The following is a 19,853-nucleotide window of genomic DNA, read 5'->3' as shown; positions in this document are numbered from 1 at the left end:
ATCTTCGGTCTCGATCTCGTAGACCACTGCCGATTCTACCGGTGCTCACGCCCGACGCGGCTGCGCAGTTGGCAGCCCCAAGCCGGAGCAGAGCCTTGCATACCTCCCCTGAAAGCACGACCGACCAGACGACGTCCACACCGCGTGGACTCATGTCACGAGTCCGCATCGCCGGCCTGGCCACCGCCACCGTCGCCGGACTGTGCGTCGGCAACCTCGCAATCGGACCCATTGCATCCAGCTCGGCGCAGTCGCTGCCGACACCCGCCGCGGCGGTCCAGTTCCTCGACACGACAAACCTGCGGAAGGCACTCGACCTCCCCGCATCGACATCGGCCGCAGCGCCCGTCGCCCAGGCCCGGGTCATGCCGGCACTCGCCACCGATGCGACCGGCGCTGCGGACGCACCCGCGGCAGCGCCGGCCCCGGTCGCGCCGCCGGCACCGAGCCCCGCATCTGTCACCCTCGACGAACTCGCGGGCATCGTGCCGCACGTCGCGCCCGACCTGCTCGCCCAGTACGTCGCCCCGCTCAACGAGGCGCTCGCCAAGGCCGCGATCGACACCCCTGTCCGCAAGGCCGCCTTCATCTCCCAGCTGGTCGTCGAGTCCGACTCCTTCCGCACGTTCGAGGAGTACGCCTCCGGCCGTGCCTACGAGGGCCGCGCGGATCTGGGCAACGTCGCGCCCGGCGACGGCGAGCGGTACAAGGGTCGCGGCGCGATCCAGGTGACCGGCCGGCACAACTACCAGAGCGTCAGCGACTACCTCGGCATCGACTTCGTCGCTCATCCCGAACTGATGGCCGCACCGGAGAACGCCTTCGAGACCGCCGCGTGGTACTGGCAGTCCCGCAACCTCAACGCCACCGCCGACACTGCCGGCATCGAGCAGGTCTCGCGGATCGTCAACGGGGGCACCCACGGGCTGCCGCAGCGCATCGACAGCTTCCTGCGGGGACTCGCCGTCCTCGGCTGACCGATTCGGCCACACTCACACGAACGCCCCCTTCCGGACGAGGAAGGGGGCGTTCGTGCGCTACAGGGCGCCCCAGCTTGAAAGTTTGGGAACCCGAATTCTATAGTGCGTATACGCGAATCGCCCCGGTCGGTGCTCGCGGAATGCCCCGAAGAGTTCAGTGAGCGGAGTCCAGTGAGCACCGAGATCGACGCACCCGCCGCGACGCGACACAAGGGCGGCGGTCTCCGCTCGGTGGCCCTGCTCGGTCCGGCCTTCGTCGCCGCCATCGCCTATGTCGACCCCGGCAACGTGGCCGCCAATCTCACCGCCGGCGCCAAGTACGGCTACCTGCTGATCTGGGTGCTCGTCCTCGCGAACGCGATGGCTGTGCTGATCCAGTACCTGTCGGCCAAGCTGGGCCTGGTGACCGGGCGGTCGCTGCCCGAGATGCTGGGGCAGCGCCTGCGCACCGGCAATCGCCGGGCATTCTGGGTGCAGGCCGAGGTGATGGCGGCTGCCACCGACCTCGCCGAGGTCATCGGCGGCGCCATCGCCCTCCATCTCCTGTTCGGCCTGCCCCTGTTCGTCGGTGGCCTCATCACCGGCGCCGTCTCGATGGTCATCCTGTCCATCCAGTCCCGCCGCGGACAGCGCACGTTCGAGTTCGTGGTCATGGGACTGCTCGCGATCATCACGATCGGGTTCCTCACGGGCCTCGCGTTCACCGACGTGGCAGCCGGCGACGCCGTCGCCGGCCTCGTTCCCCGCTTCGAGGGCACCGAGACCGTCCTACTCGCGGCGAGCATGCTCGGCGCGACCGTCATGCCGCACGCCATCTACCTGCACTCCGCCCTGGCCCGCGACCGTCACGGCGCCGCCGGCCACGGGCCCCGCCTGCGCCGCCTGCTGCGGGTGACCCGCTGGGACGTCGGCGGCGCGCTCGTCGTCGCCGGCGGCGTCAACATCGGCATGCTGCTGCTGGCCGCGTCCGCCCTGCGCGGCGTCCCCGGCACCGACAGCATCGAAGGCGCCCACGCCGCCATCCAGGCGGCCCTGGGCCCCGGCGTCGCGGTGGTGTTCGCGATCGGGCTCCTGGCCTCCGGCCTGGCCTCGACCTCGGTGGGCTGCGCCGCCGGATCCGAGATCATGCACGGACTGCTGCACATGCGCATCCCCGTCCTCACTCGCCGGGTGGTCACGCTCATCCCGGCGCTGATCGTGCTCGGAATCGGGATCGATCCCACCTACGCACTCGTCATCAGCCAGGTGGTGCTGAGCCTGTGCATCCCGTTCGCGCTCGTCCCCCTCGTCCGCATGACGTCGGACCCCGAGCTCATGGGACCCGAACGCAACGCCTCGGCGACGACCGCGCTCGCGTGGGGTTGTGCAGGTCTGATCATCGCCCTCAACGTCGCCCTGCTCTGGCTCACCGTCACCGGAGCCGGGTAGGCCGCGCCGGCTCACGGCAGCGTCCACACCACCGTCGTCAGCAGCCAGAACGCGATGGCCGCGAGGGCGAGGAAACCCACCGACACGACGACGCCGAGCGTGTCGACCCGCCGGTCGGTGACGGTGCCGGGTTCGAGCCAGAATCGCAGCGCGCGCGTGACGATGGGCATCACGACCCAGGTGAGCAGGCTCACCGACGCGATGTTGCCGATCAGCAGGCTCAGCCACAGCGGCGCCCGCGGCCACACCTCGTCGATCGTGATCGTCAACACCACGACCAGGGGGTAGAGCCCGACCAGCACCGACAACGCGGTCTTCCAGGACGGGACCTGCGTGGCCGCGCCGGCGGTCGACGGGAACCACGACCCGTACGGATTCGGAACGGTACGCAGGCTGAAGTCCCGGAACGCCCGACCCTCCGCGAGCAACGCGGCCCGGTCCGGCGACCCGAGCCACCGGTCCAGGTCGGCCTGCGATCCGAACGTGAACAGGATCGTCCACTCGTCCTGGATCCCCGGGATCGGCGCATGCAGTTCCGATCCCCGGAAGCCGGGGAACCTGCTCTCGGCCTGGGTGATTCGTTGCTGCCACGCCAGGAACTCCGGTTCGCGACCGGGCACGGGGGGATGCGACACCGCGACCGTCACCGGTGCCGTCCCGTCGTCCTCGACCAGCACGTGCTGTGTCGGCGCCCGTTCGAACAGCGAGTCGGCTCGGTCGAGCAGGTCGCGGCGGCGGGCACTGCCCAGCCACCGCTCGAGGTGGGTCACCGAGTCGAACCGGTACACCACCGACCACTCACACCCACCGTTCCCGGACGAGGTGACCTCGGACCCGAGAAAGCCGTCGAATCCTGCTGCCGCCCTGTCGACTTCGTCCTGCCAATGGCGAAAGTCCGGTTCGCGCCCGGCCCGGACCGTGTGCGTGACCACCACCGTCGCCGGGGAGCGACGTGGCGGTCTGGCATCCGAGGCGACCATCGCTGTGACCGCTCAGTAGGGATGCTTGTCGGGCTTGTCGGCCCACACCGCGTACGCGGCCGCGCCCAGATCCTGACGCACCTGCTCGATCCTGATGGATCGATCCGCGAACGGGCGGGTGAAGTCGTCGTACTGGAACGCGTCGTCGAATCCGATCGCAGTGGTCGCCGCGAAGTCGCTCGCGAAGTACACCGCATCGAGGCGGGACCAGTAGATCGCGCTCATGCACATCGGGCACGGGGCGCCGCTGGTGTAGATCTCCATCCCCATCAGCATGCGGGCGCGCTCGGGAACCTTGTCCGGCGAACCCTCGGGGCGCGGCACCAGTGTCAGCGTCGACTCGTCGAGGTGCTCGGCGCCGATGCTCGGCGCCCGGGCATTGAGGACCTGGACCGCCTTGCGGATCGCCTCGACCTCTCCGTGCGCGGTGACGTCACCGGTCAACAGCACCCGATTCTGGCCGCGGGCCACGATCTCACCGTCGCGGGAGATCACCGCCCCGAACGGGCCGCCCCAGTTGTTGGTGACCGACTCGACCGCGAGCCGGCATGCCTCGTTCATGAGTTCGTCTGGTGTCATGGCCGTTTCGCCTCCGGAGCTTCGGCCCCCTCCGCACAATTTACCCATTCGGTGACCCTCACCACACGGCTTCGGCTCCGATCACAGCGTCGACCTGCACCAAAACGCCCGCACCGGCACGGCACCACGACCGACGGCGACCTGACACCAGCGAACTCCGGGTGTCTACTGGGATACACCCGTAGCCGATCGAGCCGAGGTGAGCGCAGATGCCGGTGTGGCGATTGCGAGACTTCCAGGACGACGACCTGGACCAGGCGATCCAGGTCTGGGACCAGAGCCGGTCCCCCGGATCCCCCGAACCCGTCTTCACCCTCGCCGAGGTGATGGCTGCCGCGCGGGCCGGTCAACCGGCCGTGGTGGCCGCCGTCGGCGACGAACTCGTCGGCATGGCCGTCGCGCAGGTGCACGGCGAACGAGCGTGGATCCTGCTGGTCGCGCTCGGGTCACGCTGGCGCAACCGCGGCATCGGCAGCGCGCTGCTCGCCAACCTCGAGCGGCGACTGCGCAGCGCCGGGGCCCACCGGATCTCCGCGGTGCTGCCCGAGGCCGCGACCGGGTCGGCCGCGTTCGAACACTCCGGCTACCTCCGCCGCGACGGCCTGGTCTACTACGAACTGCTCGAGCCCCCGGGGCCGGACAAGACGCTGCTGAGCGAACTCGGCGGCCGGGTGATGCCGAACGGGTTGTGGGCGACGATGTCCGGGATGGAGGAGGTCAAGACGGTCATCGAGCAGCGGATCGTCTCCCCGCTGGAGAACCCGGATCTGGCAGACCAGTACGGCGTCCAGCCACCGAAGGCGGTCATCCTCTTCGGCCCACCCGGCACCGGGAAGACCAGCTTCGCGAAGGCCATCGCGTCCCGCCTGGACTGGCCGTTCGTGGAACTGTTCCCCTCCCGCCTGGCGGCGACGTCCGACGGCGGACTGGCGGCATCGCTGCGCGAGGTGTTCGCCGACCTCGCCGAACTCGACGAGGTCGTCGTCTTCATCGACGAGGTCGAGGAGATCGCGAGCGCCCGAACAGGACTGGCCACCAGCCCGGCGCACGGTGTCACGAACGAACTGCTCAAGCTGATCCCGGCGTTCCGGGAATCGGAGCGCCGGCTGATGGTGTGCGCGACCAACTCGGTCCACTCCCTGGACTCGGCGTTCCTGCGTCCCGGACGATTCGACTACGTCATTCCCGTCGGACCGCCCGACACGCCCGCCCGCCGCGCCGTGTGGCAGCGCTACCTCGGCGCGTCCGCGGTCCACGTGAACCTCGACCGTCTGGTCGAGGCCAGCGAGCTTTTCACCCCCGCCGACATCGAGTTCGCCTCCCGGAAGGGCTCGCAGGCCGCGTTCGAACGCGAGGTGTCCGAACGCTCCGGCCGGCCGGCGACCACCGAGGACTACCTCGCGGCGATCGCCGACACCCGCCCGACGCTGACCAGCGAGATCCTCACCGAGTTCGAGGAGGACCGCGAACGGTTCACGCGGCTGTGACCGCCGTCAGCGCAGGTCGACGCCGAGCAGCGCGTCGACCGCCGCCGCGAGCGCGGCCGGAGCGGACTCGTCCGGCCCGCCGTGGTCGACCGTCCGCCGCGCCCATCCGTCGATCGCGTCGAGCGCCTTGGGCGTGTCCAGGTCGTCCGCGAGATGCTGCCGCAACCGGGCGATCGTGTCCTCCGCCGACGGAGCGGACGCGACGGCGGCGGCCTTGCGCCACAACTCCAGTCGCGCCTGCGCGTCGGCCAGCACCTGGCCGGTCCACGCACGGTCGGTCCGGTAGTGGCCCGACAGCAGACCCAGCCGGATCGCGGCCGGATCGACGCCCTCGCCGCGCAACTTCGAGACGAACACCAGGTTGCCGCGGCTCTTCGACATCTTCTCGCCGTCCAGCCCGATCATGCCGGTGTGCACATAGTGGCGAGCGAAACGTTCCGTGCCCGAGGCCGATTCGGCGTGAGCGGCCGAGAACTCGTGATGCGGGAAGATCAGGTCGCTGCCGCCGCCCTGGATGTCGAAACCGGAGCCGATGCGGTTGAGCGCGATTGCGGCGCACTCGATGTGCCAGCCGGGACGACCGGGACCGAACGGCGACGGCCACGACGGCTCGCCGGGACGCTGCGCGCGCCACACGAGCGCGTCGAGTGGATCACGCTTGCCCGGGCGGTCGGGATCCCCGCCGCGCTCGGCGAAGAAGTGGTCCATCGTGGCGCGGTCGTAGCCGGACTCGTACCCGAACTGCGCGGTGGCGTCCGCCCGGAAGTACACGTCGGGGAACTCGGCGTCGTCGACGATGTACGCGGCCCCGGAGGCCACGAACTTCTCGACCAACTCCACGACCTCGTCCACCGATTCCACGGCGCCGATGTAGTCGCGGGGAGGCAGTACCCGGAGCGCCTCCATGTCCTCACGGAAGAGCGCGGTCTCCCGCATCCCGAGCACGATCCAGTCCTCACCGTCGCGCGCGGCCCGCTCGAACAGCGGATCGTCGACGTCGGTGACGTTCTGCACGTAGTGCACGTCGTGCCCTGCATCCCGCCAGATCCGGTTCACCAGGTCAAACGTCAGATAGGTCGCGGCGTGCCCGAGGTGGGTCGCGTCGTACGGGGTGATCCCGCACACGTACATCTTCGCCACCTGCCCGGGCGTCACCGGACGGACCTGTCGATCCGCGGTGTCGTAGAGCCGGAGGGCCGGGCCCTGGCCGGGCACGGACGGGACAGCGGTATCGGACCAAGACTGCATGGGAACGAGCCTAATGGAGAGTCGCTGCCGCCTCTGCGGGCGGAGTCGACGGCGGCGCTTCCCCGGAGTCCGGGGCCGACGCCAGACGGCTCGGCCACCAGATCTTCCGACCGATGTCGATCGTGAGCGCGGGCACCAGCAGCGACCGCACCAGCAGCGCATCGAGCAGCACCCCGAACGCGACGATGAACGCGAGTTGCGCGAGGAACAACAGCGGAATCACCGCGAGCGCGGAGAACGTCGCCGCGAGAACCACACCCGCCGAGGTGATCACGCCGCCGGTGACGGTGAGCGCCCGTAGGGTGCCGCGCCGCGTCCCGAACCGGATCGACTCCTCGCGTACCCGGGTCATCAGGAAGATGTTGTAGTCGATGCCGAGCGCCACCAGGAAGACGAACGCGAACAGCGGCACCACCGGGTCGGCACCCGGGAAGCCCAGCAGGTGGTCGAACACGAGCGAGGACACCCCCAGCGTCGCCGCGAACGACAGCACCACGGTCGCCATCAGGATCAGCGGCGCGAGCAGCGCGCGCAGCAGCAACGCCAGGATCGCGAACACCACCAGGATCACCACCGGAATGATCACCGTGCGGTCGCGGGTCGAGGTGGTCTTGGTGTCGAGATCGGTCGCGGTCGGGCCGCCGACGAGCGCGTCGGCGCCCGGCACCGCGTGGACGGAGTCACGCAGACGCTCGATGGTCTGCTCCGCCGCGAGCGAATCCGCGGGATCGGTCAGCGTCGCCCGGAGCGCCACGCGGCCGTCCACGACCATCGGGGTGCCCGTCGGGTCGCCGGGCGTCGACACCACGAGCACCTCGCTCACGCCGTCGACCTGCGAGGCCGCGACGACCTCGTCGACGGCCCCCTCCCGAGCGATCACCACGGCCGGTGACCCGGCGCCCGCGTCGAAGTGCTCACCGAGGACCTGCTGACCGGCGACCGAATCGACGTCGAGCAGGAAGATGTCCGATTGCGCCACACCACTCGCCTTGAACGTGGGCAGCAGCAGCGCGAACGCCACGAGCACCAGGCTCGACGCGATCCAGAACCGGCGCGGGTGCGCGCCCACCTTCTTCGCGAGGCCACCCCAGAAACGATGGTCGGCGGTCTCGTCCCGGTCGGCGTGGCCGGGATCGTAGGACGGGCGCTTGGGCCAGAACGCGACCCGGCCGAACAACACCAGCACGGCCGGGAGATAGGTCATCGACGCGACGAACGACGCCGCGATGCCCAGCGCCGCCACCGGACCCAGCCCACGATTGGAATTGAGGTCCGACAGCAGCAGGCACAGCACACCGGCGATGACCGTGCCGGCGGACGCCGCGACCGGCTCGAGAGTGGCCCTCCACGCGCGTTTCATCGCGTCGAACCGATCCGGTTCGTTGCGCAGTTCCTCCCGGTACCGCGCCACCAGGAGCAGGGCGTAGTCGGTGGCGGCACCGAACACCAGGATGAACAGGATGCCCTGGCTTTGCCCGTTCAGCGCGATCGCACCGGAATCGGCCAGCAGGTACACCAGCAGGCTCGCGAGCCCCAGTGCGAACACCGCCGACGAGAGCACCAGCAGCGGCAGCAACGGACTGCGGTAGACCACGACGAGAATGAGCAGCACCACCGCGCCTGCGACCAGCAGGAGCAGTCCGTCGATCCCCTTGAACGCCGTCGACAGGTCCGCCACCTGACCGGCCGGCCCGGTGACCAGCACCTCGAGCCCGTCGGGCGCTCCCTCGAGCCCGGTCCGCAACTCGTCGACGCTGTCCCCCACGTCGACGGTGGAGTCGATCGGGACGATCATCTGCAGCGCGCGCCCGTCCTGGGACGGAATGGGCGGCGACACCTGGTCACCGAAGCCCTCCCCGCCCGCGACCGCGGCTCCCGCCTGCGCGAGGAACTCCGCGTCACCCGGCACGATCCCGGAATCGCGTTCCGCGACGACGATGGCCGGCACGAAGCGTGTGTCGGTGAATCCCTCGTAGAGGACTCCCGCCTCGGTCGCCTCCGCGGAGGCCGGCAGGAATGCGGTGTTGTCGTTCTGCTGAACCTCACCGAGCTTGCCGGCGAACGGGCCGCCGAATCCGCCGACGGCGAGCCAGACGAGGACGAGGAGGGCCGGCAGGAGCCAGCGCAGGCGGGAGGTGCGGCGCTGGCTCGAATCAGTCCGTGCAGGCATGCTGTGGATCCTCCGGGGATCGACGAGGGGAATAGGCTCGAACTCGAGAGAGAGTTTATTCAGCCTGCTGAACAATTGCACGGAGGCCCGACGTGACCGACACCACCCCCGCCTCCGGACCGGCGTCCGGCGGGTTCGACTCCTGGCCCACCGGCCGGCTGCTGTCCACCGCCGCACGCCTGGTCGAACGCACGTGGGAGGAGCAGTTGCGTACCCACGGCATGACTCACGCCGGCCTCATCGCACTCCACACCCTCGCCGACGGGCCGCACTCGCAACGGGACATGGCCCGCGCCTGTCAGGTCACCGACCAGACGATGAGCCGCACGGTCGAGCGGCTCGAACGCGAAGGCTTCGTCAGCCGGGAGACCGACCCGCGGGACGAGCGGCGTCTACGCGTCCGGATCACCGACACCGGGCACGAGATCTACCGTCGACTCCTCGCCCTCGAACGCGACGACACCAGCCTCACCGCCGGCGTCTCCGATCCCGGCGCCCTGCGCCGTCTACTGCTGGAACTCATCCGCAGTCGACAGGTCCACCGCGACCGGACCGAGTCAGAAGGCGGGCCAGGGAATCGGGCGTGACCCGACGGGATGCGGCATCACCGGTGCCGCGACGAGATCCCGCGCGCGCTCCCGCAGTGCATCGATCTCGCGGGCCGTGATGTGCTCGGCGAGAACGGCCGCGAACTCCTCGCCCTCGAGCCGCTCCGCGAACGCGGCCACGTCGGCCATCAGGTCGTCGCCGATCGGCGCACCCGCCCAACCCCACAGCACCGTGCGCAGCTTGAGCTCCTCGTGCAGGCAGATGCCGTGGTCGACGCCGTACACCGATCCGTCGACACCCTCGAGTGCATGGCCGCCCTTGCGGTCGGCATTGTTGAGCAGGATGTCGAGGACCGCCATCCGCTGCAGCCGTGGATCGTCGGCGTGGATCAACGCCACCTCCGCACCCTGCACGTCGAGAGCACGCAGCACCTCGAGCCAGCCGGGCGGCACCTCCTCGGGAGGGCAGATGTCCACCAGATCGAGTTGCCCGCCCGACTCCGGATGGCGCTCCGGGGTCTCGATCCACTGCTGCACCATGCCGGGCCCCAGCGGCCCGTCACGCAGGATCGTCCGGGGTATCACGCCCCAGCCCAGTTCCTCCGAGATCAGATACGACGCGACCTCGCGGCCGGCGAGGGTCCCGTCCGGAAAGTCCCACAGTGGGCGCTCGCCCCGGATCGGCTTGTACACGCAGCGCACCGACCGGCCGTTCGTGGACGCGTCGCACACCAGCGTCGCGTTGCTCGCATGGACGATCCGACCGACCGGCGTCAGTTCGCCGACCGCGAGCAATTCGCGGTCCGAGGGATCCGACGGGTCGACCGGCACCGCCGTCAGAGCTCTTCTCCGAACTCGACGGTCGAATCGAATCCCGCGATACGCCGGTATCCGTTGGTGCGGATGCAGACGTGGCCGTCCGCGGTCAGCGGCTCGCCACACAGCGGGCACGGGGCACGTCCGGCCGCGACGACACGCTCGGAGCGCAGCGCGAACTCGCGGGCCTGGATCGGGGTGAGGAACACCCGCACGGCATCGGGCCCTTCCTCCGCGTCGTCGAGGACGACGGATTCGTCGATCTCCGTCTCGGTCACCGCCAACAGTTCGACGACGACCGACTCCGCCTCCGCGTCCCAGCCCAGCCCCATCGTGCCTACCCGGAACTCGACGTCCAGCGGTGTCAACAGCGGACTGAGGTCACCGAGTTCGCCGGCCTCCGGGGGCACGGCCGTCCCGAACCGTCGGTGCACTTCCTCGAGCAGCAAACCCATCCGGTCGGCGAGCACCTGCACCTGCTGCTTCTCGAGCAGCACGCTCACCACCCGCGCGTCATGCACGGCCTGGAGATAGAAAGACCGGTCGCCGGGTTCGCCGACCGTCCCCGCAACAAATCGATCAGGGGTGCGAAAAACATGGATCGCGCGTGGCATTGCACCTCCTCGAATTCTGCGTATCGCTTCATTATCCGCCTACCGTCCCGCAGGCCGATCATTGCCGACCTCGCCGCCGGGCACCGACTCCTGCGCGTCGTGTCCCGCGCCGCCGGCGCCGTTCAACTCGGCAAGGTCCCCTCCGGTGTCGTTCATCCGGAGAACGAACGGTCGAGTCTCGGTGTAACGCACGACGCTGATCGACGCGGGTTCGGCCACGATGCGCTGAAACCCGTCGAGGTGGCTGCCCACCGCGTCGGCGAGCACCGATTTGATCACGTCACCGTGACTGCAGGCGATCCACACGACGTCCCGGCCGTGTTCGCCGGCCAGACGCCGGTCGTGGTCGCGCACCGCGGCCACGGCACGGGCCTGCACCTGCGCCAGCCCCTCGCCGCCGGGAAACACCGCGGCCGACGCGTGCTGCTGGACGACCCGCCACAGCGGTTCCTCGACCAGTTCCTTCAGGCTCCGGCCGGTCCACTGCCCGTAATCGACCTCGACGAGTCGCTCGTCGACCCGCGGCGTCAGGCCGCGGTCGATCGCCAGCGGGGCGACGGTCTGCTCGCACCGCAGCAGCGGCGACTGCACGATCTCGGCGATCGCGACGCCCGCCAACCGGTCGATCAGCCCCTTGGCCTGCTCGACGCCGAGGTCGTCGAGCGCGATCCCGGGTGACCGGCCGGCGAGGGTGCGGGAGGTGTTCGCCGTCGAACGTCCGTGTCGGAGCAGGATCACCGTCATGCGCTACAGCCTAGTGGCGTCCCACGCCGGCACCGGTCAGGTCGCCGAGACCACACCGGTCGCGAGCAACGCCAGCACGACGACACCGAGCACGATGCGGTACCCGACGAACCAGTACATCGAGTGGTTGACGACGAAGCGGAGCAGCCACGCGATCGAGGCATACCCGATGGCGAACGCGACCAGCGTGGCCACCAGCAACTGCGGCCCGGACGCGATCAGCCCCTCACCGGCCGGTTCGAATGCATCGGGGAGACTGAACAATCCGGACGCAACGACCGCGGGGATCGCCAACAGGAACGAGTAGCGGGCGGCGGCCTCGCGGGTGAGCCCGAGGAACAGACCGGCGCTGATGGTGCCGCCGGAACGCGAGACACCGGGGATCAACGCGAGCGCCTGCGCGGAGCCCATGATGATGCCGTCCCGTGCCCGCAGGTCCTCGATGGGGCGCGTCTTGCGCCCGTAGTACTCGGCCGCCGCGATCACGAGAGCGAAGACGATGAGCATCGTGGCGATGAGCCACAGATTCCTTGCGCCGGTCCGGATCTGGTCCTTGAACAGGAACCCGAGCACGCCGACGGGAATGGTGCCGATGATGACGTACCAGCCCATGCGGTAGTCGAGGTCCCCGCGGTGCTCGGCGTGGAACAGTCCACGGAACCAGGCGGTCACGATCCGGGCGATGTCCCGGGCGAAGTAGAGCAGCACCGCAGCCTCGGTGCCGAGCTGGGTCACGGCGGTGAACGACGCCCCGGCGTCGGTGCCGAAGAAGATCTCCGAGACGATCCGCAGGTGGCCCGACGACGAGATCGGCAGGAACTCGGTGAGCCCCTGTACCGCGCCGAGCACGATCGCCTGGAGCCAGGTCATGGCCTCCCCGATCACGCGAGGGACCCCGGGCCACTCGTGTCGACTGCGCAGCGGCGGATCAGGTTGCGGGCATCCGCATTACACGCGTGTGGTCCAAGTTTCACGGCACAGACGGTACCCGGCGTGGCTGTACTCGGCGCGCCGTGCGCGCTACTAGTGTTCTTCACCGGTGGGCGTTCGTCCTGCCGGTGAAGTCAACGGAAACAACCAGTGTCGAGACGTGGGCGGTTATGGAATACAGAGCGGTGGGAACGAGCGGTCTGCGGGTGTCGAGGCTCGGGCTGGGAACCCTGCACTGGGGTCGGGACACCGACGGTGACGAAGCCGCGGCACAGCTGTCCGCCTTCGTCGATGCCGGTGGCACCCTCGTCGACACCTCCCCCGCCTACGGTGACGGCAAGGCCCAGCGCCTGCTGGCCGAGTTGCTCGACGACGTGGTGCCCCGCGAGTACCTGATCCTCGGCGGGAGCGCCGGCATCAATCCGTATGCGCACAACGGGCAGCGCGTCGACTGCTCCCGCCGCGGTCTGCTCGCTCAGCTCGATTCGACGCTGCGTGAGCTCGGCACCGACCATCTCGACATGTGGCAGGTCGCGACGTGGGATCCGCTGACACCGGTGGACGAGGTCGCATCGGCCCTCGATCATGCGGTCAGCAGCGGCCGCGTCCGCTACACCGGGGCCCGCGGGTATCTGGGCTGGCAGCTCGCGACGGCGGCGGGTTGCCACGGGCCGGGACGGCTGGTCGCGACCCAGGCCGAGTACTCACTTCTCGCCCGCGGGGTAGAGGAGGAACTCCTCCCCGCCGCGGCGCATCACGGTGTCGGGGTGTTCGCCGCGGTCCCGCTCGCGGGCGGCGTTCTCACCGGTAAGTACCGGGACGGGATTCCCGCCGACTCCCGCGGCGCCGACGAGCAGCATGCCGCGGAGGTCCGCAGCTATCTCACGGAGTCGTCGGTCCGGGTGGTCGACGCGGTCCTCACCGCTGCCGACGGCCTGGGCACGTCACCGCTCGCGGTGGCACTCGCGTGGGCGCGGGACCGGCCGGGTGTGGCCAGCGCTGTCGTCGGCGCACGGGACCTCGCGCAGCTCACCGGGGTGTTGTCCGCCGAGGACCTGGTGCTGCCCGCGGCGATCGCGTCGGCGCTCGACGACGTCAGCGCCTGATAGGTCGCGCGTCCAACTTTCGATTGATTCGGGGTGATTAGTAAGGAAAACGATCCGAGGATAGGCTAACCTCGTAGCCGTTGTGTCCGACGAAAGTCACCGTGAAGGAGATCACATGGACGTGCTCGACCAGGGTACCGAGACCGGCGCGCCCGCCGGTTTCGCCGAGCGCATCAAGACCGAGACCGATGCGGCTCACCGCGCCACCGAGCAGTCCCGATTCGTGGGCGATCTCCTTGCGGGCAAGCTGACCAAGGACGGCTACGCGGCCCTGTTGGTGCAGACGTACCTGGTGTACGAGGCACTCGAACGCGCTGCCGACGCTCACGCGGCCGACCCGATCGCGGCACCCTTCATCGCCCCCGAACTGGTCCGGCTTCCGGCCCTCGCCGCCGACCTCGAGTTCCTGCTCGGCCCGGCATGGCGTGACCAGTTGGTGGCCACCCCCGCGACCGCGGCGTATGTCGCGCGCCTCGAGGAGGTTGCCTTCACTTCCGCCGCAGACTTCGTCGCGCACCACTACCTCCGCTACATGGGCGACCTGTCCGGCGGCCAGATCATCCGCCGCATGCTCGAGCGTGCGTACGGCTACGAGGTCGACGGGCTGCGCTTCTACATCTTCGACCAGATCGCCAAGCCGAAGGTCTTCAAGGACGAGTACCGGGCCAAGCTCGATCAGGCGCCGCTGTCCGCCGACGAGCAGGCCCGCTTCATCAGCGAAGTCACCCTCGCGTACGGCCTCAACGGCGGCCTGTTCGCCGATCTCGAAGCCGATATCGATCGCTACCTTGTGAAATGAGATCTGCGCTCTCCCGGCTCCTCGTCGCGGCCGCCTCGGCCGTGACCGTCGTCTCCCTCGCGGCCTGCACCTCGGTCACGAGCGACGACACCGCTCAGCGCGGCCCGACCACCGCAGTGGTCGTCGACGCCGACCCCCGGCCCGTTGCGGACGATCCGACCCCGCAGTTGCCGGTCACGGTGCGCAGTTTCGACGGTGCCGACGTCACGATCACCGACACCAGCCGCATCGTCACCGCCGACCGGTACGGCACCCTGACCGAAACGGTGTTCGCACTGGGTCTCGGTGACAAGGTCGTCGGTCGCGACACCGCATCCGGATTCCCGGCCGCCAAGGACATCCCCAACATCACCCCCGGCGGGCAGGCGATGAACGCCGAGGCGATCCTGAATCTCGCCCCGACCGTGGTGCTGACCGACACCAGCATCGGCCCCAAGTCGGTGCAGGACCAGCTCCGCGCCGCCGGCGTTCCGGTCGTCTTCTTCGATCCCACCCGCACGCTCGAGGGTGTGCCGGGGCAGATCACCGCGGTGGCCGAGGCGTTGGGCGTGCCCGCCCAGGGAGAGCAGCTCGTCGCACGGACCGAGCAGGAGATCGCCGCCGCGAAGGCGTCGGTCCCTGCCGGTGCGGACGCACCCAAGATCGCGTTCCTCTACATGCGTGGCCCCTCCATCACGATGCTCGCAGGACCCGGCTCCGGAGCCGACTCGCTGATCGCGGCGCTCGGCGCCACCGACGCGGGCACCGCATCGGGCCTGACCAGCGAGTTCGTCCCGATCACGAGTGAGGCCATGATCGCTGCCGCACCCGACGTCATCCTGATGATGAGCGGCGGTCTCCAATCCATCGGTGGCGTCGACGGCCTGGAGAAGGTTCCGGGCATCGCGCAGACGCCGGCGGGCCGGAACAAGCGGGTCGTCGACATGTCCGACACCGTGCTGCTCAGCTTCGGCTCCAACACCGGCCAGGTGCTGGCGGCGCTGTCCGAGGCGATCTACCACCCCGACGCGGAATGAGTACCACAGTCACCGACCGGCCCCGCGTCAAGCCGATCACGGTCGTCGTCGGGCTGGTCGTCCTGCTCGCAGCGCTGGCGCTGGCGTCGGCCTGCATCGGCCAGGTCCCCACCAGTCCGGCCGAGGTCCTCGGCAGCGTGATGCACCGCATCGGGCTCGACATCGGGCCGATGCCGTCGCACCCCAGCGGCGAGGTGACGCTGTGGCAGGTGCGGTTCCCGCGGGTGATCCTCGCGATCCTGGTCGGGGCAGCCCTCGGTTGTTCGGGCGCCCTCCTGCAGGGCGTGTTCTCCAACCCGCTCGCCGAGCCGGGCGTCATCGGCGTCTCGGCCGGCGCGGCGGTGGGCGCCAGCGCCGCGATCGTGCTGGGCGGCGCCTTCACCGCCGGACCGGCCGTCGCGGCGTCCGCCTTCGTGGCGGGCCTGATCACGACGACGCTCGTCTACCTGCTGGCCCGTTCCGAGGGCCGCACCGAGGTGGTCACCCTCGTACTCACCGGTGTCGCGATCAACGCCTTCGCCGGCGGCCTCATCGCGTTCTTCACGTTCGTCGCGAGCCCCGCGGCCCGCGACCAGATCGTGTTCTGGCAGCTCGGCAGCCTCAACGGGGCCAGCTGGAACGCCGTCGCGATCGTCGCCCCGATGGCGATCGCCGGAATCGCCGCATCGATGCTGATCGCGCCCAAGCTCGACCTGCTCGCCCTCGGCGAGAGCGCCGCCCGGCACCTCGGTGTCGACGTCGAGAAGCTGCGACTGATCGCGATCGTGATCGTCGCGGTGCTGGTGTCGTCGGGCGTCGCGTTCACCGGCATCATCCTGTTCGTCGGCCTGGTCGTGCCGCACGTCATGCGCATGCTCGTCGGCCCCGGACACCGACTGCTGCTGCCCGCCAGCGTGCTGGGCGGCGCGGTGGTCCTGCTGGCCGCCGACCTGGGTTCCCGCACTCTGGTGGAGAACGCCGACCTGCCGCTGGGCATGCTGACCTCCCTCGTGGGTGGACCGTTCTTCTTCTGGCTGCTGCGCCGCACCCGATCCCGGCAGGGTGGGTGGGCGTGATGAGTTCGATCCTCGACCGCGCCCGAAACATGTTCGGCCGCACCGCTGACGTCCCGGCCCGCACCGAACCCGGCGGAGTGACGATGCGGGCCACCGGAATCCGGGTCGAGCGCGGCGGTCGCACCGTCCTCGACGGCGTCGACCTCACCGTCCGCGCCGGCGAGGTACTCGCGCTCGTCGGCCCCAACGGCGCCGGCAAGTCCACGCTGCTGGCCGCGCTGTCCGGCGACCAGCCGGTCGCGGCGGGGACCGTCGAACTCGACGGCAAGCCGCTCGGCGAATGGACACCGTCGGACATGTCGCGTCGCCGCGCGGTGCTGCCGCAGCAGCACACCGTGGGGTTCTCGTTCACCGCCCGCCAGGTGGTCACCATGGGGCGGGCGCCGTGGCAGCGGACCGAACGGGACGTCGACGACGACGAGGTCATCGATACGTGCCTGGACATCTGTGATGTCCGACACCTCGCCGACCGGCCGTTCAGCGTCCTCTCCGGCGGTGAACGGGCCCGCGTCGCCCTCGCCCGCGTCCTCGCACAGGACACCGAGACCGCCCTCCTCGACGAGCCCACCGCCGCCCTCGACCTGGGCCATCAGGAGTCCGTGATGCGCATCGCCCGGGACCGGGCGGCCGACGGCGCCGCGGTCGTCGTCGTGCTGCACGACCTGGGACTGGCTGCGGCGTACGCCGACAGGATCTGTGTCCTCGAGGACGGCCGCGCGGCGGCCGACGGCCCACCCGCCGACGTGCTCACCGAGGAACTGCTGTCCCGCGTCTACGGGCATCCCGTCGAGGTGTTCCGGCACCCACGATCGGGTGCCACGCTGGTGCTTCCGCGCCGGGACGCCGCGCCGGCCTCCGGGAGGCGAGTGTCGCCCGACTCACGTACGGGGTGACTCGGATTCCGGCCGGTTCGGTCGATCATGGATGCTAGGAGGCGAGCACACACGCACCCCACGGCACCACCGCTGCAGCATCCGAGGAGCACACCCATGCGAGTACCGGCACCGCGCATCACCGCTTGCACGATCGGGGCCGCCGCGTTGCTGTTGCTCACCGGGTGCTCGTCCGAGCAGAACGGTGACAACCTCAAGACGATCGAACCGGCCACCGCGGCGGTCTCCCCCGCCGGCGCCACCCCCGCCGGATCGGTGCAGGACATCGGACGCGCCGTCGACGCACTCCTGTTCGACGCGACCACGAAGACCACCACGGTCCTCACCGACGGCGGCACGCGTCTGCTGCTGCAGACCGAGGGCACGGAGCCGCGGGAGATCACGCTCGACGGAACCGCCGCGCAGATCACGCTCGCATCCGACGGACGCGTGCTCGCACCGATGGACGGCCGCGTCCAGATCGTCGACATCGCCTCCGGCGAGGCGGCCTCGACCGCGGTCGACGGGGATGCCCGGTCCGCAGCCTTCCTCCCCGACGGCCGGCTCGCGGTGGGACTCTCGAGCGGTCGCGTCCAGGTGATCGCCGGAACCGGCGGGACCACCGAGACGATCTCCGGTCTGGCATCCGTCGACGCCCTCGCGGTGACCGGCGAGGACCTGAGTGCCCTGGACCGCCGTCAGACGTCGCTGACGCAGATCGACCTCGAGGACGCGGAACTGGGCCTGGCCCTGCGCGCCGGCGAGGGCGCCACCCAGCTGATCACCGACCGGCACGGGCGGATCCTCGTCACCGACACCACAGGCAACGAACTGCTGGTGTTCACCACCGACCCGCTGATCATGCGCCAGCGGTACCCCGTGGCGAACGCCCCGTACGCGATCGCCTACGACGACCGGACCGATCTCGTGTGGGTGACGCTGACCGCGAGCAACAAGGTGGTCGGCTACGACCTCTCGACCGGCATCCCCGTGGAGAAGGCCCGCTACGACACCGTCCGCCAGCCCAACTCCGTCGCGGTGGACACCGTCGGCGGAAACCTGGTCGTCGGCTCCGCGGCCGGCGACGGACTGCAGTGGATCCCGCTGGCCGCGGGGTGATCCACCGTGACGTCCAGGTCGCAGCGTCGCCGCGGGATTCCTCCCGAGTGGGAATCGGACTCCGAGGAGTTCGAGTACATTCCGCTGAGCCTGCCCCGTGACGTCACCCGGGTGAGCGCGTCGATGCGTCTGGCCCTGCAGGCCGAGTTCGGCGGCTGGGAACTCTCACGCGTGCGCCTGTACACCGACGGCAGTCGTCGGATCCTGCTCCGCCGCCGCAAGACCACCCATCACATTCCGGCACCAGGAATCTAGGGAGATTCGTGTACCACCTGCTTCTGCGTCTGATGTTCCGGGTTCCCCCGGAACGCATCCATCACCTCGCGTTCGCCGCGATGCGACTCGTGACCCGTTTCGCACCGATCCGCGCCCTCGTCGCCAAGGTGCTCGTCGTCGACGACCCGGCGCTGCGCACCACGGCGTTCGGCGTGGACTTCCCGGCGCCCGTCGGCCTGGCCGCCGGCTTCGACAAGGACGCGACCGGGGTCGACGCATGGGGGCCGCTGGGCTTCGGCTTCGCCGAGGTGGGCACCGTCACCGCGCAGGCCCAGCCCGGCAACCCGGCGCCGCGACTGTTCCGGCTCCCGGACGATCGCGCCCTGGTCAACCGGATGGGATTCAACAACCACGGCGCCGGCCACGCCGCCAACCACCTGCGGCACCGCCGCGGTGACGTGCCGATCGGCGCGAACATCGGCAAGACCAAGATCGTCCCCGCGGAAGAGGCGGCCGGCGACTACACCGCCAGCGCCCGGTTGCTGGGCCCGCTCGCCGACTTCCTCGTCGTCAACGTCAGCTCCCCCAACACCCCGGGACTGCGGGATCTGCAGGCCGTCGAGTCGCTGCGCCCGCTGCTGCAGGCGGTCCTCGACACCGTGCACATCCCGGTGCTCGTGAAGATCGCGCCCGACCTGTCCGACGAGGACGTCGACGCCGTCGCCGACCTCGCAGTCGAACTGGGCCTGGCCGGCATCGTCGCCACCAACACCACGATCTCCCGCGCGGGCCTGCGCACCCCGCAGTCGCGGATCGACGAGATCGGTGCGGGCGGCCTGTCCGGTGCCCCCGTCGCGCGTCGGTCGCTCGAGGTGCTGCGCCGCCTGCACGCCCGGGTCGGCGGCAAGCTGGTCCTGATCTCGGTCGGCGGCATCGAGACCGTCGACCAGGCCTGGGAGCGGATCCTCGCCGGAGCGACCCTGGTGCAGGGCTACACCGGATTCATCTACGGCGGTCCGTTCTACGCCCGCAAGCTGCACAAGGGCCTGGCCCGCAAGGTCCGCGAGGCCGGCTTCCAGTCGATCGGCGACGCGGTGGGTGCCGGCGCGCGCACGTAACCACCGCACCGACGCCGCGGGCTGTTGC

Annotated in this window: 20 protein-coding genes; 12 read left to right on the top strand and 8 right to left on the bottom strand. The window is 70.0% G+C overall.

What is annotated here, in order from left to right; all coding sequences use genetic code 11:
- The first annotated feature begins 152 nt into the window (after positions 1-152).
- Together IJ15_RS0103160 and IJ15_RS0103155 are read left to right on the top strand one after the other, a co-directional pair.
- Positions 153-977, top strand: a complete 825-nt coding sequence (locus IJ15_RS0103160; RefSeq protein ID WP_197059727.1) for a glycoside hydrolase family 19 protein — start codon at positions 153-155, stop codon at positions 975-977.
- Positions 978-1,151: 174 nt separating this feature from the next.
- A complete protein-coding gene (locus IJ15_RS0103155; RefSeq protein WP_031936894.1) occupies positions 1,152-2,408 on the top strand; it encodes an Nramp family divalent metal transporter in 1,257 nt (418 codons plus the stop codon).
- 11 nt (positions 2,409-2,419) lie between these two features.
- Here IJ15_RS0103155 and IJ15_RS0103150 read toward each other — a convergent pair whose 3' ends face one another.
- Together IJ15_RS0103150 and IJ15_RS0103145 are read right to left on the bottom strand one after the other, a co-directional pair.
- A complete protein-coding gene (locus IJ15_RS0103150) occupies positions 2,420-3,388 on the bottom strand; it encodes an antibiotic biosynthesis monooxygenase (protein ID WP_031936893.1) in 969 nt (322 codons plus the stop codon).
- A 12-nt stretch (positions 3,389-3,400) separates the two neighbouring features.
- Positions 3,401-3,967, bottom strand: a complete 567-nt coding sequence (locus tag IJ15_RS0103145) for a nucleoside deaminase (protein ID WP_031936892.1) — start codon at positions 3,965-3,967, stop codon at positions 3,401-3,403.
- Between the two features lie 209 nt (positions 3,968-4,176).
- Here IJ15_RS0103145 and IJ15_RS0103140 point away from each other — a divergent pair, with 209 nt between their 5' ends.
- Positions 4,177-5,454, top strand: a complete 1,278-nt coding sequence (locus IJ15_RS0103140; protein ID WP_031936891.1) for an ATP-binding protein — start codon at positions 4,177-4,179, stop codon at positions 5,452-5,454.
- A gap of 6 nt (positions 5,455-5,460) precedes the next feature.
- Here the strand turns inward: IJ15_RS0103140 and mshC are convergent, their stop codons facing one another.
- Positions 5,461-6,702: a cysteine--1-D-myo-inosityl 2-amino-2-deoxy-alpha-D-glucopyranoside ligase gene (mshC, locus tag IJ15_RS0103135; RefSeq protein WP_031936890.1), complete on the bottom strand. Its 1,242-nt coding sequence runs from the start codon at positions 6,700-6,702 to the stop codon at positions 5,461-5,463.
- 10 nt (positions 6,703-6,712) lie between these two features.
- Complete coding sequence (locus tag IJ15_RS0103130; RefSeq protein ID WP_031936889.1) at positions 6,713-8,872, bottom strand: MMPL family transporter; 2,160 nt, start codon at positions 8,870-8,872, stop codon at positions 6,713-6,715.
- Positions 8,873-8,964: 92 nt separating this feature from the next.
- On the opposite strand from IJ15_RS0103130, the gene IJ15_RS0103125 reads away from it, so the two are divergent.
- Positions 8,965-9,459, top strand: coding sequence for a MarR family winged helix-turn-helix transcriptional regulator (locus IJ15_RS0103125; RefSeq protein ID WP_031936888.1), 495 nt, complete (start codon positions 8,965-8,967; stop codon positions 9,457-9,459).
- Here the strand turns inward: IJ15_RS0103125 and IJ15_RS0103120 are convergent.
- Genes IJ15_RS0103120 through IJ15_RS0103105 form a run of 4 tightly spaced genes read right to left on the bottom strand, consistent with a single transcriptional unit; the run spans position 9,430 to position 12,476 of the window.
- The gene (locus IJ15_RS0103120) at positions 9,430-10,251 is read right to left on the bottom strand and encodes an SCO1664 family protein (protein WP_031936887.1); all 822 of its coding nucleotides are present in this window, start codon (positions 10,249-10,251) and stop codon (positions 9,430-9,432) included. The two genes, IJ15_RS0103125 and IJ15_RS0103120, sit on opposite strands and share 30 nt — an antisense overlap.
- Before the next feature lie 5 nt (positions 10,252-10,256).
- On the bottom strand, positions 10,257-10,850 hold the full coding sequence (locus tag IJ15_RS0103115; RefSeq protein WP_031936886.1) for a DUF3090 domain-containing protein: 594 nt from the start codon (positions 10,848-10,850) through the stop codon (positions 10,257-10,259).
- 39 nt (positions 10,851-10,889) lie between these two features.
- The gene (locus tag IJ15_RS0103110; protein ID WP_031936885.1) at positions 10,890-11,594 is read right to left on the bottom strand and encodes a histidine phosphatase family protein; all 705 of its coding nucleotides are present in this window, start codon (positions 11,592-11,594) and stop codon (positions 10,890-10,892) included.
- A gap of 36 nt (positions 11,595-11,630) precedes the next feature.
- Complete coding sequence (locus IJ15_RS0103105; protein ID WP_197059732.1) at positions 11,631-12,476, bottom strand: undecaprenyl-diphosphate phosphatase; 846 nt, start codon at positions 12,474-12,476, stop codon at positions 11,631-11,633.
- 218 nt (positions 12,477-12,694) lie between these two features.
- Here IJ15_RS0103105 and IJ15_RS0103100 point away from each other — a divergent pair, with 218 nt between their 5' ends.
- The 8 genes from IJ15_RS0103100 (at position 12,695) to IJ15_RS0103065 (ending at position 19,825) form a co-directional block, all read left to right on the top strand.
- A complete protein-coding gene (locus IJ15_RS0103100) occupies positions 12,695-13,630 on the top strand; it encodes an aldo/keto reductase (protein ID WP_031936883.1) in 936 nt (311 codons plus the stop codon).
- Positions 13,631-13,745: 115 nt separating this feature from the next.
- Complete coding sequence (locus tag IJ15_RS0103095; RefSeq protein ID WP_031936882.1) at positions 13,746-14,429, top strand: biliverdin-producing heme oxygenase; 684 nt, start codon at positions 13,746-13,748, stop codon at positions 14,427-14,429.
- Positions 14,426-15,445 (top strand): heme/hemin ABC transporter substrate-binding protein, encoded by a 1,020-nt coding sequence (locus IJ15_RS0103090; protein ID WP_031936881.1) that lies wholly within the window; start codon positions 14,426-14,428, stop codon positions 15,443-15,445. The genes IJ15_RS0103095 and IJ15_RS0103090 overlap by 4 nt, the downstream gene beginning before the upstream one ends.
- The gene (locus tag IJ15_RS0103085) at positions 15,442-16,500 is read left to right on the top strand and encodes a FecCD family ABC transporter permease (RefSeq protein WP_031936880.1); all 1,059 of its coding nucleotides are present in this window, start codon (positions 15,442-15,444) and stop codon (positions 16,498-16,500) included. Before IJ15_RS0103090 ends, IJ15_RS0103085 begins: the two co-directional genes overlap by 4 nt.
- On the top strand, positions 16,500-17,393 hold the full coding sequence (locus tag IJ15_RS0103080; protein WP_051918477.1) for a heme ABC transporter ATP-binding protein: 894 nt from the start codon (positions 16,500-16,502) through the stop codon (positions 17,391-17,393). Before IJ15_RS0103085 ends, IJ15_RS0103080 begins: the two co-directional genes overlap by 1 nt.
- Positions 17,394-17,489: 96 nt before the next feature.
- Positions 17,490-18,491: a YncE family protein gene (locus IJ15_RS0103075; protein WP_031936878.1), complete on the top strand. Its 1,002-nt coding sequence runs from the start codon at positions 17,490-17,492 to the stop codon at positions 18,489-18,491.
- 6 nt (positions 18,492-18,497) lie between these two features.
- Positions 18,498-18,746: a DUF5703 family protein gene (locus IJ15_RS0103070; RefSeq protein WP_031936877.1), complete on the top strand. Its 249-nt coding sequence runs from the start codon at positions 18,498-18,500 to the stop codon at positions 18,744-18,746.
- A gap of 8 nt (positions 18,747-18,754) precedes the next feature.
- The gene (locus tag IJ15_RS0103065; protein WP_031936876.1) at positions 18,755-19,825 is read left to right on the top strand and encodes a quinone-dependent dihydroorotate dehydrogenase; all 1,071 of its coding nucleotides are present in this window, start codon (positions 18,755-18,757) and stop codon (positions 19,823-19,825) included.
- Positions 19,826-19,853 lie beyond the last annotated feature (28 nt).

The sequence above is a fragment of the Prescottella defluvii genome (assembly GCF_000738775.1).
Classification (GTDB): Bacteria; Actinomycetota; Actinomycetes; order Mycobacteriales; family Mycobacteriaceae; genus Prescottella; species Prescottella defluvii.
This window is presented reverse-complemented; position numbering and strand designations above follow the sequence as displayed.

What these genes read in the sequence shown, in the direction of transcription:
- IJ15_RS0103160 (WP_197059727.1), top strand. Translation starts at nt 153, where the DNA reads ATGTCACGAGTCCGCATCGCCGGCCTGGCCACCGCCACCGTCGCCGGA.
- IJ15_RS0103150 (WP_031936893.1), bottom strand. Translation starts at nt 3,388, where the DNA reads ATGGTCGCCTCGGATGCCAGACCGCCACGTCGCTCCCCGGCGACGGTG.
- IJ15_RS0103145 (WP_031936892.1), bottom strand. Translation starts at nt 3,967, where the DNA reads ATGACACCAGACGAACTCATGAACGAGGCATGCCGGCTCGCGGTCGAG.
- IJ15_RS0103140 (WP_031936891.1), top strand. Translation starts at nt 4,177, where the DNA reads ATGCCGGTGTGGCGATTGCGAGACTTCCAGGACGACGACCTGGACCAG.
- mshC (WP_031936890.1), bottom strand. Translation starts at nt 6,702, where the DNA reads ATGCAGTCTTGGTCCGATACCGCTGTCCCGTCCGTGCCCGGCCAGGGC.
- IJ15_RS0103130 (WP_031936889.1), bottom strand. Translation starts at nt 8,872, where the DNA reads ATGCCTGCACGGACTGATTCGAGCCAGCGCCGCACCTCCCGCCTGCGC.
- IJ15_RS0103115 (WP_031936886.1), bottom strand. Translation starts at nt 10,850, where the DNA reads ATGCCACGCGCGATCCATGTTTTTCGCACCCCTGATCGATTTGTTGCG.
- IJ15_RS0103110 (WP_031936885.1), bottom strand. Translation starts at nt 11,594, where the DNA reads ATGACGGTGATCCTGCTCCGACACGGACGTTCGACGGCGAACACCTCC.
- IJ15_RS0103100 (WP_031936883.1), top strand. Translation starts at nt 12,695, where the DNA reads ATGGAATACAGAGCGGTGGGAACGAGCGGTCTGCGGGTGTCGAGGCTC.
- IJ15_RS0103095 (WP_031936882.1), top strand. Translation starts at nt 13,746, where the DNA reads ATGGACGTGCTCGACCAGGGTACCGAGACCGGCGCGCCCGCCGGTTTC.
- IJ15_RS0103090 (WP_031936881.1), top strand. Translation starts at nt 14,426, where the DNA reads ATGAGATCTGCGCTCTCCCGGCTCCTCGTCGCGGCCGCCTCGGCCGTG.
- IJ15_RS0103085 (WP_031936880.1), top strand. Translation starts at nt 15,442, where the DNA reads ATGAGTACCACAGTCACCGACCGGCCCCGCGTCAAGCCGATCACGGTC.
- IJ15_RS0103080 (WP_051918477.1), top strand. Translation starts at nt 16,500, where the DNA reads ATGAGTTCGATCCTCGACCGCGCCCGAAACATGTTCGGCCGCACCGCT.
- IJ15_RS0103075 (WP_031936878.1), top strand. Translation starts at nt 17,490, where the DNA reads ATGCGAGTACCGGCACCGCGCATCACCGCTTGCACGATCGGGGCCGCC.